Here is a 14,878-nt window from a genome sequence, read left to right on the forward strand (position 1 = left end):
GGCGCGACACTGGCGAAAGGATCCTCAAATGGCAATGGCAGATGTAACGGTGCGCGGGGCTGGCATATTCGGCCTGTCCATCGCCTGGATCTGCGCCCGGCGCGGCGCGCATGTGCAGATCGCGGACCCGTTCGGAGCAGGCGCCGGTTCCAGCGGTGGTCTTGTCGGTGCGCTGGCACCGCATGTGCCGGAGAACTGGAACGCCAAGAAGCAGTTTCAGCTGGAAAGCCTGCTGATGGCCGAAGGTTTCTGGGCCGGGGTCGAGGCGGCCGGCGGCGTCTCCGCAGGCTATGGCCGCACCGGGCGGCTGCAGCCGATCAATGACGCGCGCACGCTGGAGCTTGCCCGTCAGCGCGAAATCACCGCCCGCGAGCTGTGGAAGGACACCGCCGAATGGCGCGTCTGCAAGGCGGACAGCCTGGGGCCTTGGGTCCCGCCCAGCGCAACGGGCTATGTCATTCACGACACTCTCAGCGCCCGGATGCACCCCCGCCGCGCTTGTGCGGCACTGGTCTCTGCCCTGGCTGTGATGGGGGTCGAGGTGCAGCCGGAGGCCGCCGATCAGGGCAAGGTGGTCCATGCCAAAGGCTACGCCGGCCTGTTGGAGCTGAACGAGGCGTTCGGCAAAACTGTGGGCGGCGGCGTCAAGGGCCAGGCCGCGCTCCTGCGCTTTCACGAGGGCGCGGTGCCGCAGCTTTACGCCGACAGCCTGCACATCATTCCGCACGCCGACGGCACCCTGGCCATCGGTTCCACCAGCGAGCGTGAATTTGAGGACGGCAAGACGACCGACGCCCAGCTCGACGATATCGTCGAACGCGCCCGCACCGCGGTGCCGGTGCTGCACGGCGCCGAGGTGATCGAACGCTGGGCCGGCGTGCGCCCCCGCGCCAAGTCCCGCGCCCCGATGCTGGGTGCCTGGCCCGGCCGCGACCGTCATTTCATCGCCAACGGGGGCTTCAAGATCGGCTTTGGCATGGCCCCCAAAGCGGCCCAAGTGATGGCTGATCTGCTGCTGGAGGATGCGGACAGCATCCCCGAAGGTTTCCGCGTCGAAAACAATCTTTGACCTGCGCGCGCCTCCTGCCCTTTGGCGGGTCAAGGGCGGCGCAGCCGTCGCGCGGCACGCGCGGTTCACCCTTGAGGCGTCAACGGGCTGTTCACAATTGAATTGGCGCCTTGAGGGGCAGCATTGCCCGTCAAGCGCTTCTCAGCAATATTCCCTGCGCTGCGCAGCAGCGCCACGCCCAAGCCGCTAATCTGCCCGGCAAGGGCAGCTTGGGGCGCGGGAGCCTCCCGTTTCAGCCTCTGGGCACTGCGACTGCGCTCATGCATTGCCGCCCGTCCGGGCCGCGCACCCACAGGTCCTGGCCATTGCAGCACAGGCTGGCGGTCTCGAAATGCATCAGCGGTGAAGACGCCCGGAAGGAAAACTCCGCCAGCGGTCCCATCAGTTCTTCCGCCAGCAGCATCAGATGCTGCGCCAGCAGCGGGCCGTGAACAACCAGCCCCGCGTAGCCCTCTGTTTCACGGGCATATTCCAGGTCATAGTGGATCCTGTGCCCATTGAAAGTCAGCGCAGAATACCGGAACAGCAGGGTCGAGTTGAACGAGATCTGCCGCACCTCTGTCTCGTCGGTGCGGGCTGTCGGCGGCACCGGTTTGGCGGCCGCAGGATCCGGGTCTTCGCGGTAGACCAGATCATGCCATTCCGTCAGGCACAGCGCCCCCTGCTGGCGGATCTCATGACGCAATGTGACCAGCCCCAACGGCCCGGTGCGGCCCGTTTTTTTCTCAGCTCTTTCCAGCACGGACGTTTTTTCTGCCGCAATCCCGGCCCGCAAGGACGCCGCGAAGCGCAGCCGCCCGCCGGCCCACATCCGCCGCGGCAGGCCCATGTCCGGGATCAGACCAGCGCCGCCCACCTTAGGGTGGCCATCGCGGCCCAGATCCGCGGGCGGCAGCGGTTTCCAGAAGTAGAGCTGATGAAAAAACGGCGGCAGCACACTGCCCGCCGAAATGTCCATACGCCGCCCCAGCGCCGCCTGAAAGGCAGCCGCCCGGGCCGGGTCTATCATGTCCATAGAATGCTGCACGGGAGTGAAGGCCATATCACGTTTCATGCCGTCACCTTAACCCCGCGCTGCGGCAAGGCAAGCTCAGCGGTCCAGTTCACCGCGCAGCTTCAGCATCAGCTTGCTCAGCGTCGCCTCATAGTGATCGCTGGTCAGCCTGCCGGTCTCATCAAACTCCTTGCTGGATCCCGCCAGATGCACCCCCGGCCCAGTCAGGATCCGCGGCTGGAACGGCACCAGAAAACCGCGCAGCAGCGCCTGCGCCAGCTCGCCCCCGGCCCGGCCTGCCGCCGCCGACATCACCGCCACCGGCTTGTCCACCCAGGGGTTGCCCTCGGTGCGGCTCACCCAATCGAGCGCATTTTTCAGCACGCCGGACGGGCCTTTGTTGTATTCCGGGGTAGAGATCGCCACCGCATCTGCTGCCGCGATCTGATCCGCCAAAAGCTGCACAGCAGGCGGGATGCCGTCCGCCGCTTCGGCGTCGCCGTCATACAGCGGCAGGTGCAGATCCGCCTCGACCACGGTCGCAGGCCCGAATACCCGCGCAGCTTCGGCCAGCAGTTTGCGGTTGGTGGCCTCGCGGCGCAGGGAGCCGGAAAGGGTCAGCAAGACAGGGTCAGCCATAGGAGTACCTCTTTGTTCGCGTCTCTGTTGCGGCCATCATGCAGGAGGCAGGCCCCGCGAAGAAACAGCTTTCACCGCGCAGGCCATGTGCAGCGTTACGTAAGCCGGTGCCCCTGAGACGGAAAAAGCCCGCCCCGGGGAAGGGGCGGGCTGCGAAACATGCCGGGGGCCGGCGGATCAGGCCGCCTGCGGGATCACCACCACCTCGACGCGGCGGTTGCGGGCCTTGCCGTCGGGCGTCAGGTTCGAGGCCACCGGCTGCTCTTCGCCGCGGCCGATGATGCGCATCCGGTGATAGGGCACCCCGCCGGCCTGGATCTGGCTGGCCACCGCATTGGCGCGGCGCTCGGACAGGCCCTGATTATAGCCGGCATCGCCATCGCTGTCGGTATGGCCGATCACCTGGATTGTGCTGTTGGGATAGCGCACCAGGCTGTCGGCCACCCGGCGCAGGTCGCCCTGCACAGCCGGCGCCACTGCGGCGCTGTCGGTGGCAAATGTCAGATCGTTCGGGAAGGACAGGATCAGCCGGTCGCCAGTGTTGACGATGGTGATATCGTCATTGGCCAGGGTCTGGCGCAGCTCGCGTTCCTGCGCGTCCAGCTGGTTGCCGATCACCCCGCCCGCAGTGGCCCCGACCAGTGCACCGGTCACCGCCCCCAGGCCGCGGTCAGAATCATTGGCAATAGCGCCGACGCCGGCGCCGATAATGCCGCCCAGGATCGCGCCCTGCTGGGTGTTGCTGCCCGGCGTGCCAACGGTTGCCGGATCGGTGCAGGCGCCCAGGCCCAGTGCTGCGGCAACAATACCTGCCGTGGTGAGTTTCATCTGCATCATCAAATTGCCTTCTTTTTTCTCAGTCCCGGGCAACGCCCGGCATTCCGAACGAATATCGGGGTGCGGCGCCGCCATCTCAAGTCAGGATCCGCAATCATGGGCGAAATACCGCGCAAAATCCGCCTGAGCCCTTGTTATGGCGCAAAGGCAAAGTCCCAGCTTTCCTGCTCCATCCACAGCTTGCGCAAGGCGCCGGCCTCTGGCGCAAAACTATCCTCCAGCAACTCCGCTGCCAGCATCCGGTCAGTGCGGAAATGCCGGAACCCGCCGCGCAGCTCGCACCAGGCAGCCAGCATGGTGCATTCAATGTGGTAGATCAGCGCCAGGGGGCGCAAGGTCCGGCGGCTTTCACCCCGCTCCGGGCTTAGATAGGTAAGGTGCAGCTTGCAGCTGTCCCGCACCGCCTGGCGCAGCAGCGCCTTGGACACACAGCCCAGTTCTGGATCATCCAGCGGTGCCCCCCAGGGAGCCACCTGCAACCAGTCGGCAGTGGCATGCACGTCCTTGATCTTGTGGCTGACCCGTTCCGCGGCCTTTTGCAAGGCGCCGTCCCCCGTGCGCATCAGCATCGCCAGACCCACGTGCAGCGCTTCCAGCTCTTCTTCGTCAAAATTCAGCGGCGGCAGATCATAGCCTTTGCGCAGAATATAACCGATCCCGGCCTCCCCCTCGACCGGGGTGCGCATCGCCTGCAAGGCAGAGATATCGCGGTAGATGGTGCGTTTGGAAACCTCCAGCTTCGCTGCCAGATCCTCGGCCCGCAGCGGGGCTGCGGCGGATCGCAGGATCTGGATAATTTCGAACAAGCGGCCAGTGCGCGGCATGGGCAGGCTCCTGTGACAGTCTGCTGACACCCTAGCACAATCCACTGACAACAGGCTGTCAGCAGTGGTCTGGTTGTCTGCACCTCCAAGAAGGAGACACACAATGCTGACTTATGAATGGATTTCCATGATCACCCTGGGCAAGGACCGCTGGGACACGCAGCACCATCTGCCGAAACCTTATGAAGCGGAACGCGAAGCCGCCCGCCAGCGCCACGAAGCCCGGTTACCGGCCAAACCGTCACATCCGGGCCTGCTGCGGCGCCTGTTCAGCCGGCAGCGCGCATATCATCTGCCGCAGCCTCCTCGTCCCGCGCCGCCTCATAAGCAAGCATCGCGCGCTTGACCGGCAGGCCCCAGTGATAGCCGCCCAGCGCCCCGGATTTGCGCAGGGCCCGATGGCAGGGGATCAGCCAGCTGACCGGGTTCCGCCCGACTGCAGTTCCAACCGCACGCACGGCCTTTGGGGATCCGATTGCCTGCGCCAGCTCGGAATATGTAGTGACGTGACCTGACGGGATGCGCAGCAGCGCTTCCCAGACCTTGATCTGCAGCGGCGCGCCGATCATGTGCAGCGCGGTCTCGCCTTTTTGGGCAAATGCAGCCTCTGCCAGCGGGCGCAGGGCTGCGGGATCCTCGACGAATTCCGCCTGCTGCCACCGCGCGCGCATGTCTGCCATGGCTGGTTCCGCCCCGGTTTCGGCAGCGAACCCCAGCCCGCAGATGCCCTTTTCCGTGCCCATCACCAGCGCCAGGCCAAAGGGGCTGTCGAACCAGCCCCAAAAGATCCGCAGGCCATCCCCCTTGCGGGCATATTCGCCGGGGCTCATCGCCTCCCAGCGCAGGAACAGATCATGCAGCCGGCCGGACCCCGACAACCCCACAGCGTGCGAGGCCTCCAGCGTGGTGAACCGCTCGCGCAGCAGTGCCTTGGCATGGCCCAGCCGCAGATACTGCTGGTAGCGTTTGGGCGAAACACCGACCCAGGAGGAAAACAGCCGCTGAAAATGCGCCGGACTCATATCCATGCGGGCGGCCAGCTGCTCCAGCGTCAGATCCTCGCCGCCGTCGTCGATCAGCTCAATCGCCCGGCGCATGACGCCGTAATGATAGGTGTTTTCCCGTGTTTCGATATTCATCGGCCCAACCTGTTCTGACTTATGGACCAACTTACTACGCCTGCTCCGGCCGTTCGACCCGGAACTTGCGAAATCCCCTGCCCCGCGCACTCGCTTGGCAAAGCGGGACCGGAGCGGCAATCACAGAAGTGCCGGGCCGGACCGGAAAAATTCTGTAAAATCCGCTGCCGCAAACGCAGCATTAAAAGCTGCCCGCCTGCTCTCTTACATGCCGCCGCAAACTGTCCCGGCACCGCAATTTCAATTGCTCTTTAAGGTCTGACCTGTACATAAGCGCTGCCATGGCAAAGCAACTCGACTATCATACGCTGCGCGAGATTTTCACGCGCTTCAAGGCAGCTGAGCCCGAACCCAAGGGCGAGCTGGAACATGTCAATGTCTACACGCTGGTGGTGGCGGTGGCGCTGTCGGCGCAGGCGACCGATGCCGGCGTGAACAAGGCAACCCGCGCGCTGTTCAAGATCGCCGATACCCCGCAAAAAATGCTGGATCTGGGGCTTGAAGGGCTGACCGAACACATCAAGACCATCGGCCTGTTCCGTCAGAAGGCCAAGAACGTGATGAAGCTCAGCCAGATCCTGGTTGATGACTACGGCGGCGAGGTGCCCAATTCCCGCGCCGCACTGCAATCGCTGCCGGGGGTGGGCCGCAAGACTGCCAATGTGGTGCTGAATATGTGGTGGAAACAGCCCGCACAGGCAGTGGACACCCATATCTTCCGCGTTGGCAACCGGTCCGGCATTGCCCCGGGCAAGGATGTGGACGCCGTCGAACGCGCGGTGGAGGATAACATCCCGGCAGATTTCCAGCAGCACGCCCACCATTGGCTGATCCTGCATGGCCGCTATCACTGCAAGGCACGCAAACCGATGTGCGGCAGCTGCCTGATCCGCGATCTGTGCATGTATGAAGACAAGAACCTATAAACCTTTGGCGCGGCATATTTTCCGAACCGGAACCGCTCCGGATTTTCCCGAGGAGGGACCATGACCAAAACCTATCAGCTCGTCGGTATCGGCAACGCCGTCGTCGATGTGATTGCACAATGCGAAGACAGCTTCCTGGCCGAACAGGGCATCGAAAAAGGCATCATGCAGCTGATCGAGCGCGACCGCTGCGAGGATCTTTATGCTGCGATGGGCAACCGGGTGCTGACCCCGGGCGGCTCGGTCGCCAATACCATTGCCGGCGCCGGCGCGCTGGGGCTGCAGGCCGCCTTTATCGGCCGGGTCCGCGGCGATGCGCTGGGACAATTCTATGCCGATGCGATGAACAACGAAGGCGTCGCCTTTGTGAACCCGCCGGTTACCGATGGCGAGCAGCCGACGTCACGGTCAATGATCTTTGTGTCGCCCGACGGTGAACGCTCAATGAACACTTACCTGGGGATTTCTTCCGAGCTGAGTTCGGAGGATGTTCCCGAAGACGCCGCCGGCAAGGCCAGGATCATGTTCCTGGAAGGCTATCTGTTCGACAAGGACAAGGGCAAGACCGCCTTCATGGAAGCGGCCCGCAAGTGCCGCGAGGGCGGCGGCCGGGTCGGCCTGTCGATTTCCGACCCGTTCTGCGTTGAACGGCACCGGGACAGCTTCCTGAGCCTGATCGGCAACGAACTGGATTTTGTGATCGGCAACCAGGACGAAATTTGCGCGCTGTTTGAAACCGATGACCTGGAGGCCGCGATGGCATCGACCGCCGCAATCTGCCCGCTGGTGGTCTGCACCCGGTCCAGCGACGGGGTGACCGTGCTGAATGACGGCGTGCGCATCGACGTCCCGGTCGAAGCCATTGTGCCGGTCGATGCCACCGGCGCGGGCGACCAGTTTGCCGCCGGCTTCCTGTTCGGCATGGCCACTGGCCGCAGCCTGGACGTCTGCGCCCGGATGGGCTGCATCTGTGCAGGCGAAGTGATCCGCCATATCGGCCCGCGCCCGGAAACCAATGTTCTGCACCTGCTGGAAGAAGCCGGACTGGCCTGAATTCAGCGGCGTTCTCCCGCCCGTCGAACCAGCACCTGACGGTGCAGTTTCTCCCGTTGGGGGTGGCGCAGAGCGGCTTTGCCGCGCTGCGCCACCCCCGCCCCGCCGTCCGCAGGACGCAAGGGCGCCAGCCCGCGCAGCCCTCTTACTTCAGCGCATTTGGACTTTTTGAACTCTTGGCGTCAGCTGTCAGCCGCTGCCTGGGCTTTGCTCAAAAGCGTCTTGAAGGTCTCAACCTCCTGTGTCCCCAGCCCCTCCAGCAGCCGCGCCTGCGTCTGCACATGCGCGGTTACCGCCCGGTCAACCAAGGCAAGGCCCTCCTTAGTCAGACCCACCAGAAAGCTGCGGCTGTCCTCCGGATTCACGTCGCGCTTGACCAGCCCGTCCGCTTCCAGCCGGTCGATCCGGTTGGTCATCGTGCCCGAGGCCACCATTGTTGCCTTCAGCAACTCGCCCGGCGACAATGTGTAAGGATCTCCCGAACGGCGCAGCGTGGCCAGCACATCGAATTTGGCCGCATTCAGCCCGAACTCTGCAAAGGTCGTGTGCATTCCGCGCTGATACGCCAGGTACAGCCGCGCCACCCGGCCAATCACGCCCATGGCCGTGACATCAAGGTCCGGCCGCTCCCGTTCCCATTGCTGGGTAATAAAATCCACATGGTCCATATCCCCGGTTTAGAAGATTGCATCTTGACGTCAAGATAAAATTCATTATCTCGACATCAAGATAAGGAGAACCCCATGCCCATCCGGACCCTTCTGCTGACCGCGCTTGCCCCTGCCATCTGGGGCAGCAGCTATATCGTGACGACCTCTTTGCTGCCCGGCCACTCGCCGCTGGTGGTGGCCTTGCTGCGGGCGTTGCCTGCGGGGCTTTTGCTGCTGCTGCTGGTGCGCCGGCTGCCGCCGCTCAACTGGCTGCCGCGCCTGGCGGTGCTGGGGGCGCTGAATTTCTCGCTGTTCTGGGTGCTGCTGTTTGTATCCGCCTACCGCCTGCCCGGCGGCGTCGCCGCGACGCTGGGCGCAGTGCAGCCGCTGATCGTGGTGTTTCTGTCGGCCTTGCTGCTGAAATCGCAGATCCGCGCCGCCGCCGTTGCCGCCGCCCTGCTGAGCATTGCCGGCGTTGCTCTTTTGGTGCTGACCCCTGCGGCCGGACTCGACACATGGGGCGTGCTGGCCGGCCTAGGCGGGGCGCTGTCAATGGCTGGCGGTGTGGTTCTAAGCCGCAAATGGCAGCCGCCTGTGCCGCCGCTCACCTTCACTGCATGGCAGCTGACTGCTGGCGGGCTGCTGCTGGTGCCGGTAACACTGTGGATGGTGCCGGAGGTCCCCGTTTTCACCGCCGCCAACATCGCCGGCCTCGCCTATATGAGCCTGATCGGCGGCGCGCTGACTTATATCCTGTGGTTCCGCGGCCTGGCCCGGATCGAGCCGTCGCAGGTGTCTTTGCTCGGTGTGCTCAGCCCGCTGTCGGCCGTGATCCTGGGCTGGCTGCTGCTGGCTGAGACCCTGACGCCCAACCAGATGCTGGGCGCCCTGCTGGCCCTGTTCAGCCTGTGGCTTGGCCAGTCCCGGCTGCGCTTGCGCGCCAAACGGCACCCAGCCCCGGCGGAGTAACCCCGGTCACCGCGGCATTGCGGGCTCGCACGCCTTGCCGCGGTGGCAATCCAGAACCTGCCGCCGCACCTCTGACGTATCGGCAAACACAAACCCGCCGCAGGCACCCGCCCGGATCACCAGCTCCTGCCCGCGTTGTTCGGCAAAGAACACCTGCTCCGCGCCCGAGGCCATGCCGCCGCACCAGGGGCCGAGGCATTCCACCTCAAGCACTGCCTGCGCGTTGACCCGTTTAGAGAAATACTTGCCGTCCAGCATCTTGCCTGACAGCTGCGCCGGGATGCGGGTCAGCGGCGGCGTGTCATTCGGGTTGTCAGCATGGGATTGCGGCAGCAGATTTTCGTCGAACCGCAATTCCCCCGCGATGACATTGTAGACGCTGTCCGATTTTGCGGCCTGCAGATAGGCGTCCGCAGGTCCCCAAGGAAGGCAGCTGAGGGCGGCAGCAGAATTGGCAAATATTGTCACAACCATTGCCGCGATAAGAACGCTTAGGGCAGCGCCTGACCTTGGCGAGGTGCAAAGCGCCGTCCCGCGGGGAAGGTCAGGCGCTGCCCGGCCTTTCGGCCAGGCTGAACAGCTTAGGAGAGGCCGGCGCAATCCCATCTCACAAATACTCCCTGAACTCATCCACCACCCGCGCATAAACCTCGCGCTTAAACGGCACGATCTTCTCCACCAGCTGCGCCACCGGCTGCCAGCACCAGGCCGAGAATTCCGGGTGATCCGTCGCAATATCAACCTGATCATCGCGGCCCAGAAACCGCATCAGAAACCATTTCTGCTCCTGCCCACGGTACTTGCCGCCCCAGAATTTGGGCACCACATCATGCGGCAGGTCATAGGGCAGCCAGCCATCGCTCTCGGCGATGATCTCCACCAGTTCCGACGCCACGCCGGTTTCCTCTTCCAGTTCACGCAAGGCCGCCGCGCGCGGGTCCTCGCCCGCATCAATTCCGCCCTGCGGCATCTGCCAGGCGTCCTTGTAACGGTCCTTGCGCTGGCCGACAAACACCGCGCCCTCGGCATTGATCAGCATCACGCCCACGTTGGGGCGGTAGGGCAGCTTGGCAATCTCTTCCGGCGTCATCAGGCTCTCCTAACCATACATTGCTCAACCTTAGACCGCTTGCCGCCGGGGCACGCAAGGGGGTGACGCGGCGTTTGCACGTGACAAGGCGGCCCGCGCCCACGATCCTAGGCGCAACTGCCAGGGAGAGTTTCAGATGACTGCGTACCCCAAAATGCTTGCCCCGCTGGATCTGGGCTTTACCACGCTGAAGAACCGGGTGCTGATGGGTTCGATGCACACCGGGCTGGAGGAAACCGGCGACTGGAACCGGGTCGCTGAGTTTTACGCCGCCCGTGCCCGCGGCGGGGTCGCACTAATGGTCACCGGCGGAATCGGCCCGAACCTCGAAGGCTCGGTGCTGCCCGGTGCCTCAATGATGACCTGTGCCAAAGACGTCGAGAACCACCGCGTGGTGACGGAGCGCGTGCATCAGGCAGGCGGCAAGATCGCCATGCAGATCCTGCACGCTGGCCGCTATGCCTATGGGCCGAAATGCGTTGGCCCCAGCCCGGTGAAATCGCCGATCTCCCCCTTTCCGCCGCATGAGCTGGACGAGGACGGGATTGAGAAGCAGATCGCCGACATCGTCAACGCCGCCCGCCTGGCGCAGGAGGCAGGCTATGACGGGGTCGAGATCATGGGGTCCGAGGGCTATTTCCTCAATCAGTTCCTGGTCACCCGTACCAACAAACGGACCGATCGCTGGGGCGGGTCCTATGAAAACCGGATGCGGCTGCCCATCGAAGTTGTGCGCCGCACCCGCGAAGCGGCGGGCCCTGAATTCATCATCATCTACCGGCTGTCGATGATCGACCTGGTGCCTGAGGGCTCCACCCACGAGGAAGTTGTGCAGCTGGCGCAAGAGGTTGAAAAGGCCGGCGCCACCATCCTCAACACCGGCATCGGCTGGCACGAGGCGCGCATACCGACCATTGCCACCTCGGTTCCCCGTGCCGCCTTTGCCTGGGTTACCAGGAAACTGATGGGCAAAGTTGGCATTCCGGTGATCACCTCGAACCGGATCAACACCCCGGAAGTGGCCGAAGACGTGCTGGCAACGGGCTGCGCAGACATGGTGTCGATGGCGCGGCCGATGCTGGCAGATGCGGATTTCGTGGCCAAGGCCGCGGCGGGCCATTCGGATCGCATCGCCCCCTGCATCGCCTGCAACCAGGCCTGTCTCGACCACACCTTCAGCGGCAAACTGACGTTCTGTCTGGTCAACCCGCGCGCCTGCCACGAGACCGAGCTGGCGATCGAACCCGCCGCCGCGGTGAAATCCGTGGCCATCGTGGGCGCAGGCCCTGCCGGCCTTGCCACTGCCGTCACCGCCGCCCAGCGCGGCCACCAGGTCACCCTGTTCGACCGGGCAGATGAAATCGGCGGCCAGCTCAACATGGCCAAACAGGTTCCGGGCAAAGAGGAATTCTGGGGCCTGGTCGACTGGTACCGCACCATGGTGGCCGAGGCCGGCGTCACGCTGGAACTGGGCCGCGACGTTTCCGCCGGGGACCTGACCGGTTTTGACGAGGTCGTTGTTGCCACCGGTGTGATCCCGCGCGACCCGGCCATTCCGGGCCAGGACGGGGACAATGTCCTCAGCTACATCGACGTGCTGCGCCACAAGAAACCGGCCGGACAGCGGGTTGCGGTGATCGGCGCCGGCGGCATCGGCTTTGATGTTTCGGAATTCCTGCTGGAAGAGGGCCACAGCCCCGCCACCGATCTGCCCGCCTGGATGAAGGAATGGGGCGTCACCGACCCGGCAGAGCACCGCGCGGGCCTCGCCCCTGAAGGCCCGCAGCCTGCCGCCCCTGCCCGCCGTGTAACACTCCTGCAGCGCAAGGCGGAACGCCATGGCAAGCGGTTGGGCAAGACCACCGGCTGGATTCACCGCGCCACGCTCAAGATGAAGGACGTGGAATTCCTGGGCGGCGTGAACTACGAGCGCATTGATGAGGACGGTCTGCATGTCTCCTTTGGCGACGCACGCGAAAATCCCACTCTGGTTCCGGCGGACACCATCGTCCTATGCTCCGGACAGATCTCCGACCGGTCGCTTGCAGATGATCTGGCTGAGCATGGCATCACTGCGCATGTGATCGGCGGCGCCGACGTCGCCGCGGAACTGGACGCCAAGCGCGCCATCAACCAGGGCACGCGGCTGGCGGCGGAACTCTAAAAGCAGGCAAGGCGCTCCCGCCTGCCGCTCCAGGTCCTGACGGACCCGGCCTGCAGTTGGGCCCGGCCGCGCCTGCGGCGCGGCAGATGGCAGCGCGCAAAGGCGCGCTGCCACGCCCAACGGGCGCAGAGCATGTTTCATGCTCCTAAGCCGGGCGGGAGCCGCCACCCGGCGCGCTGTCTTATTCCGCAGCCGCCACAAGCTGCCTCTCGTCCGGGTTCCCCCGGAACGGGCATCTGTTGTAATTCAGTCCCGGTCAACCATGCATTGACCGGCTGTCCGCCGGCGCATGCAGCCGGTCCGCCATACCATAGTCCCGGATCACTCCAGCCACCCGCAGCCGGTAATCCGCAAAGACACCTTTCCGGCCGCTGCCTTGTGCTGCCCGGTGTTCTGCGCCCTCGCGCCAGCGCTGCACCGCTGCCTCATCCCGCCAGAAAGAAAGCGACAACAGCTTCTCCGGCGCGCTCAGGCTTTGAAACCGCTCAACCGAGATAAAGCCGTCCACCTGCTCCAGCAGCTCTCGCAGTGCGGCCGCGGCCTGCAGATAAGACTCTTTCTGTCCCGGAGCAATCTCCGCTTCGAACATCACGGCTATCATATCCACCCCCTCAACCAGCCCCATGCGGTGCCGAGACCAGTTTCAGCCAGGTCCGGTCCTCGCGCAGCAAAAACCGCTCTTTCTGCGCAAACTCATAGTTCTCGCGCCCTAAGGGGTCCGCCGCCAGCCGGGCACGATAAGCTTCATACTCAGCTAAGTTCTCCACATTGTAGATGCCATAAGCCAGTGTCGACGACCCTTCATGCGGCGCAAAATACCCGACCAAATCCGCGCCGCAGCGCGGGATCGCCTGCCCCCAGTTGCGGGCGTAGAGTTCGAACTGCGCCCTCTTGGCAGGGTCGATACGGTAACGGATTATGCAGGTCAGCATGTGAAAGTCCTCTGTTTCTTCGGAACCTCCTGTCTAGCCCGCACCGCCTCCTGGATGCTTCGGTCCAGACCGAAACGTTACGCGACGATGATGGTGATCAGTTCCGAAACATCCGGCGTGGCGTGCGGCACATGGCCAGCGTCGCCCGCCACCAGCAGCAGCGTGCGGCGCCAGAGCGCAGCCCGTACCATCTGATGGGCCTTTCTCCGAATGCGTGATTATTGTTTGCAGGATCAAATCACAGATTGTAGTTAGCAGGTGAGTTAACCCAAATCGCGGCCTTTTCCTGCGGTTTAAAAGGATCCAATATGAAAACTGCATCGTTTCTTGGCCTGCTCGCAGCAGGTTCGTTGCTCCTGTCGGGCTGCGTTTCACCGGACGTTGTCACCACAAATAATGTCGATGACGCTTCGCTGACCTGCGAAGGGATCAAGACCCAGATGGGCCAGCTTGATGAAATCCGTGCCGAAGCCAAGAAAGGCAAAACGGCATCTGGAAAGAACGTTGCGGCGGCACTGCTGTTCTGGCCCGCCGTGATTGGGAACTATGCCAACGCAAACGAGGCGTTGGAGGCGGCAAACAAACGTCACGAAGTGCTGGTCGGTCTGGCAAAGAAGAAGCGTTGCAAGTTCGAAGCCGCTTGAACTTCGGGGTATAAACAGGAATGCAGGGGGTCTTCTTCCTGCATTTTTTGTTTCCGGCTTTGCCGCAGCCGGGCATGACGGGTAAGCTTGTGACCTGCAGCCATTCCCGAATAGAGGCAGACCACCTTGCCCAAGACCTATCCGACCCCGAAACTGGTGATCTTCGACTGCGACGGCGTGCTGGTGGACAGTGAGCCGGCCTCGAACCAGGCGATGGCAGACAACCTTGCGCGCCACGGGCTGGATCTGACCTTAGAGCAGGCAATGGCTTATTTTACCGGCGGCACCATGGCGGATGTGATGGCCAAGGCCCGCAGCCTGGGCGCGGACCTGCCGGAAAACTGGATCGCGGAAATCCATGCCGAGACCTATGCCCGGCTGAAAGAGGGCATACCGCTCACAGCGGGTATTCCCGATTTGCTGGCACAGCTTGATGCACATGGCATCCCGGTCTGCGTGGCCTCCAATGGCAGCGAGGAAAAGATGCGCATCACTTTGGGCCAGAACGGGCTGTGGGAGCGGTTCCACCCGCAGGCCATGTTCTCAGCCCAATCCTTGGGTGTGGCCAAGCCGGAACCGGGGTTGTTCCTGGCCGCCGCCAGCCACTTCGGTGTGCAGGCACGCGATTGCCTGGTGATCGAGGACAGCGGCAGCGGCGTCACCGCTGCGGTGCGCGCGGGCATGCGCTGCCTCGGGTATGCTCCGCAAGGCAGCGGCAGCAGGCTTGCCGCGCTGGGGGCTGAGGTGTTCAACGATATGGCAGAGGTGCCGGCCCTTTTGTCGATCTGAGGCCGTTGTGGTATTGTCGCCCGCATGGAGCAGACATTGCGCACCCCGTTTCTGCCCTCCCTTGCAGAGACTGAAACCAGGGCAAGACCCAAGCCGAAACCACTGCGGGCACCGCTGTTCATTCAGGACGCGGTAACCCCATGGGCAGGCAGCACCATG

General features: G+C 63.9%; 17 protein-coding genes. 7 read left to right on the forward strand and 10 right to left on the reverse strand.

All coding sequences use genetic code 11. The features are described from left to right. Positions 1-28: 28 nt before the first annotated feature. Entirely contained in the window at positions 29-1,069 is a 1,041-nt protein-coding gene (locus ETW24_RS16580) for an NAD(P)/FAD-dependent oxidoreductase (RefSeq protein WP_129372078.1), read from the forward strand. Positions 1,070-1,301: 232 nt separating this feature from the next. On the opposite strand, the gene ETW24_RS16585 is transcribed toward ETW24_RS16580, so the two are convergent. The 5 genes from ETW24_RS16585 to ETW24_RS16605 all read right to left on the reverse strand — a co-directional run bounded on the left by ETW24_RS16585 (position 1,302) and on the right by ETW24_RS16605 (position 5,502). Beyond that, the gene (locus ETW24_RS16585) at positions 1,302-2,123 is read right to left on the reverse strand and encodes an acyl dehydratase (RefSeq protein WP_254695641.1); all 822 of its coding nucleotides are present in this window, start codon (positions 2,121-2,123) and stop codon (positions 1,302-1,304) included. Positions 2,124-2,159: 36 nt separating this feature from the next. Continuing rightward, entirely contained in the window at positions 2,160-2,702 is a 543-nt protein-coding gene (locus ETW24_RS16590) for an NADPH-dependent FMN reductase (RefSeq protein ID WP_129372079.1), read from the reverse strand. 177 nt (positions 2,703-2,879) lie between these two features. Continuing rightward, complete coding sequence (locus tag ETW24_RS16595) at positions 2,880-3,539, reverse strand: OmpA family protein (protein WP_129372080.1); 660 nt, start codon at positions 3,537-3,539, stop codon at positions 2,880-2,882. Positions 3,540-3,673: 134 nt separating this feature from the next. Beyond that, on the reverse strand, positions 3,674-4,363 hold the full coding sequence (locus ETW24_RS16600) for a helix-turn-helix transcriptional regulator (RefSeq protein WP_129372081.1): 690 nt from the start codon (positions 4,361-4,363) through the stop codon (positions 3,674-3,676). Positions 4,364-4,632: 269 nt separating this feature from the next. Next, positions 4,633-5,502, reverse strand: coding sequence for a methylated-DNA--[protein]-cysteine S-methyltransferase (locus tag ETW24_RS16605; RefSeq protein ID WP_129372082.1), 870 nt, complete (start codon positions 5,500-5,502; stop codon positions 4,633-4,635). 281 nt (positions 5,503-5,783) lie between these two features. Between ETW24_RS16605 and nth the strand changes: the two genes are divergently transcribed. Together nth and ETW24_RS16615 are read left to right on the forward strand one after the other, a co-directional pair. Next, on the forward strand, positions 5,784-6,428 hold the full coding sequence (gene nth, locus ETW24_RS16610) for an endonuclease III (RefSeq protein ID WP_129372083.1): 645 nt from the start codon (positions 5,784-5,786) through the stop codon (positions 6,426-6,428). Between the two features lie 60 nt (positions 6,429-6,488). Then, on the forward strand, positions 6,489-7,481 hold the full coding sequence (locus ETW24_RS16615; protein ID WP_129372084.1) for an adenosine kinase: 993 nt from the start codon (positions 6,489-6,491) through the stop codon (positions 7,479-7,481). Between the two features lie 182 nt (positions 7,482-7,663). Here the strand turns inward: ETW24_RS16615 and ETW24_RS16620 are convergent, their stop codons facing one another. Then, positions 7,664-8,149: a MarR family winged helix-turn-helix transcriptional regulator gene (locus ETW24_RS16620; RefSeq protein WP_129372085.1), complete on the reverse strand. Its 486-nt coding sequence runs from the start codon at positions 8,147-8,149 to the stop codon at positions 7,664-7,666. Positions 8,150-8,224: 75 nt separating this feature from the next. On the opposite strand from ETW24_RS16620, the gene ETW24_RS16625 reads away from it, so the two are divergent. Further along, complete coding sequence (locus ETW24_RS16625; protein ID WP_129372086.1) at positions 8,225-9,100, forward strand: EamA family transporter; 876 nt, start codon at positions 8,225-8,227, stop codon at positions 9,098-9,100. A 6-nt stretch (positions 9,101-9,106) separates the two neighbouring features. On the opposite strand, the gene ETW24_RS16630 is transcribed toward ETW24_RS16625, so the two are convergent. Next, positions 9,107-9,568 carry a hypothetical protein gene (locus tag ETW24_RS16630; RefSeq protein WP_254695642.1) on the reverse strand — a complete coding sequence of 154 codons (462 nt, stop codon included), beginning with the start codon at positions 9,566-9,568 and terminating at the stop codon, positions 9,107-9,109. Between the two features lie 139 nt (positions 9,569-9,707). Continuing rightward, entirely contained in the window at positions 9,708-10,190 is a 483-nt protein-coding gene (locus tag ETW24_RS16635; protein WP_129372087.1) for an RNA pyrophosphohydrolase, read from the reverse strand. Between the two features lie 136 nt (positions 10,191-10,326). Here ETW24_RS16635 and ETW24_RS16640 point away from each other — a divergent pair, with 136 nt between their 5' ends. Continuing rightward, a complete protein-coding gene (locus ETW24_RS16640) occupies positions 10,327-12,354 on the forward strand; it encodes an NADPH-dependent 2,4-dienoyl-CoA reductase (protein WP_129372088.1) in 2,028 nt (675 codons plus the stop codon). 256 nt (positions 12,355-12,610) lie between these two features. On the opposite strand, the gene ETW24_RS16645 is transcribed toward ETW24_RS16640, so the two are convergent. Together ETW24_RS16645 and ETW24_RS16650 are read right to left on the reverse strand one after the other, a co-directional pair. Next, on the reverse strand, positions 12,611-12,955 hold the full coding sequence (locus ETW24_RS16645) for an antibiotic biosynthesis monooxygenase family protein (RefSeq protein ID WP_129372966.1): 345 nt from the start codon (positions 12,953-12,955) through the stop codon (positions 12,611-12,613). A gap of 10 nt (positions 12,956-12,965) precedes the next feature. Further along, positions 12,966-13,286, reverse strand: a complete 321-nt coding sequence (locus ETW24_RS16650; RefSeq protein WP_129372089.1) for an NIPSNAP family protein — start codon at positions 13,284-13,286, stop codon at positions 12,966-12,968. Positions 13,287-13,594: 308 nt separating this feature from the next. On the opposite strand from ETW24_RS16650, the gene ETW24_RS16660 reads away from it, so the two are divergent. Together ETW24_RS16660 and ETW24_RS16665 are read left to right on the forward strand one after the other, a co-directional pair. Then, a complete protein-coding gene (locus ETW24_RS16660; RefSeq protein ID WP_129372090.1) occupies positions 13,595-13,930 on the forward strand; it encodes a hypothetical protein in 336 nt (111 codons plus the stop codon). Positions 13,931-14,056: 126 nt separating this feature from the next. Next, positions 14,057-14,719, forward strand: a complete 663-nt coding sequence (locus tag ETW24_RS16665; RefSeq protein ID WP_129372091.1) for an HAD family hydrolase — start codon at positions 14,057-14,059, stop codon at positions 14,717-14,719. Positions 14,720-14,878: the final 159 nt, after the last annotated feature.

The sequence above is a fragment of the Leisingera sp. NJS204 genome (assembly GCF_004123675.1).
Lineage (GTDB): Bacteria > Pseudomonadota > Alphaproteobacteria > Rhodobacterales > Rhodobacteraceae > Leisingera.

What these genes read in the sequence shown, in the direction of transcription:
- ETW24_RS16580 (WP_129372078.1), top strand. Translation starts at nt 29, where the DNA reads ATGGCAATGGCAGATGTAACGGTGCGCGGGGCTGGCATATTCGGCCTG.
- ETW24_RS16585 (WP_254695641.1), bottom strand. Translation starts at nt 2,123, where the DNA reads ATGAAACGTGATATGGCCTTCACTCCCGTGCAGCATTCTATGGACATG.
- ETW24_RS16590 (WP_129372079.1), bottom strand. Translation starts at nt 2,702, where the DNA reads ATGGCTGACCCTGTCTTGCTGACCCTTTCCGGCTCCCTGCGCCGCGAG.
- ETW24_RS16595 (WP_129372080.1), bottom strand. Translation starts at nt 3,539, where the DNA reads ATGATGCAGATGAAACTCACCACGGCAGGTATTGTTGCCGCAGCACTG.
- ETW24_RS16600 (WP_129372081.1), bottom strand. Translation starts at nt 4,363, where the DNA reads ATGCCGCGCACTGGCCGCTTGTTCGAAATTATCCAGATCCTGCGATCC.
- ETW24_RS16605 (WP_129372082.1), bottom strand. Translation starts at nt 5,502, where the DNA reads ATGAATATCGAAACACGGGAAAACACCTATCATTACGGCGTCATGCGC.
- nth (WP_129372083.1), top strand. Translation starts at nt 5,784, where the DNA reads ATGGCAAAGCAACTCGACTATCATACGCTGCGCGAGATTTTCACGCGC.
- ETW24_RS16615 (WP_129372084.1), top strand. Translation starts at nt 6,489, where the DNA reads ATGACCAAAACCTATCAGCTCGTCGGTATCGGCAACGCCGTCGTCGAT.
- ETW24_RS16620 (WP_129372085.1), bottom strand. Translation starts at nt 8,149, where the DNA reads ATGGACCATGTGGATTTTATTACCCAGCAATGGGAACGGGAGCGGCCG.
- ETW24_RS16625 (WP_129372086.1), top strand. Translation starts at nt 8,225, where the DNA reads ATGCCCATCCGGACCCTTCTGCTGACCGCGCTTGCCCCTGCCATCTGG.
- ETW24_RS16635 (WP_129372087.1), bottom strand. Translation starts at nt 10,190, where the DNA reads ATGACGCCGGAAGAGATTGCCAAGCTGCCCTACCGCCCCAACGTGGGC.
- ETW24_RS16640 (WP_129372088.1), top strand. Translation starts at nt 10,327, where the DNA reads ATGACTGCGTACCCCAAAATGCTTGCCCCGCTGGATCTGGGCTTTACC.
- ETW24_RS16645 (WP_129372966.1), bottom strand. Translation starts at nt 12,955, where the DNA reads ATGATAGCCGTGATGTTCGAAGCGGAGATTGCTCCGGGACAGAAAGAG.
- ETW24_RS16650 (WP_129372089.1), bottom strand. Translation starts at nt 13,286, where the DNA reads ATGCTGACCTGCATAATCCGTTACCGTATCGACCCTGCCAAGAGGGCG.
- ETW24_RS16660 (WP_129372090.1), top strand. Translation starts at nt 13,595, where the DNA reads ATGAAAACTGCATCGTTTCTTGGCCTGCTCGCAGCAGGTTCGTTGCTC.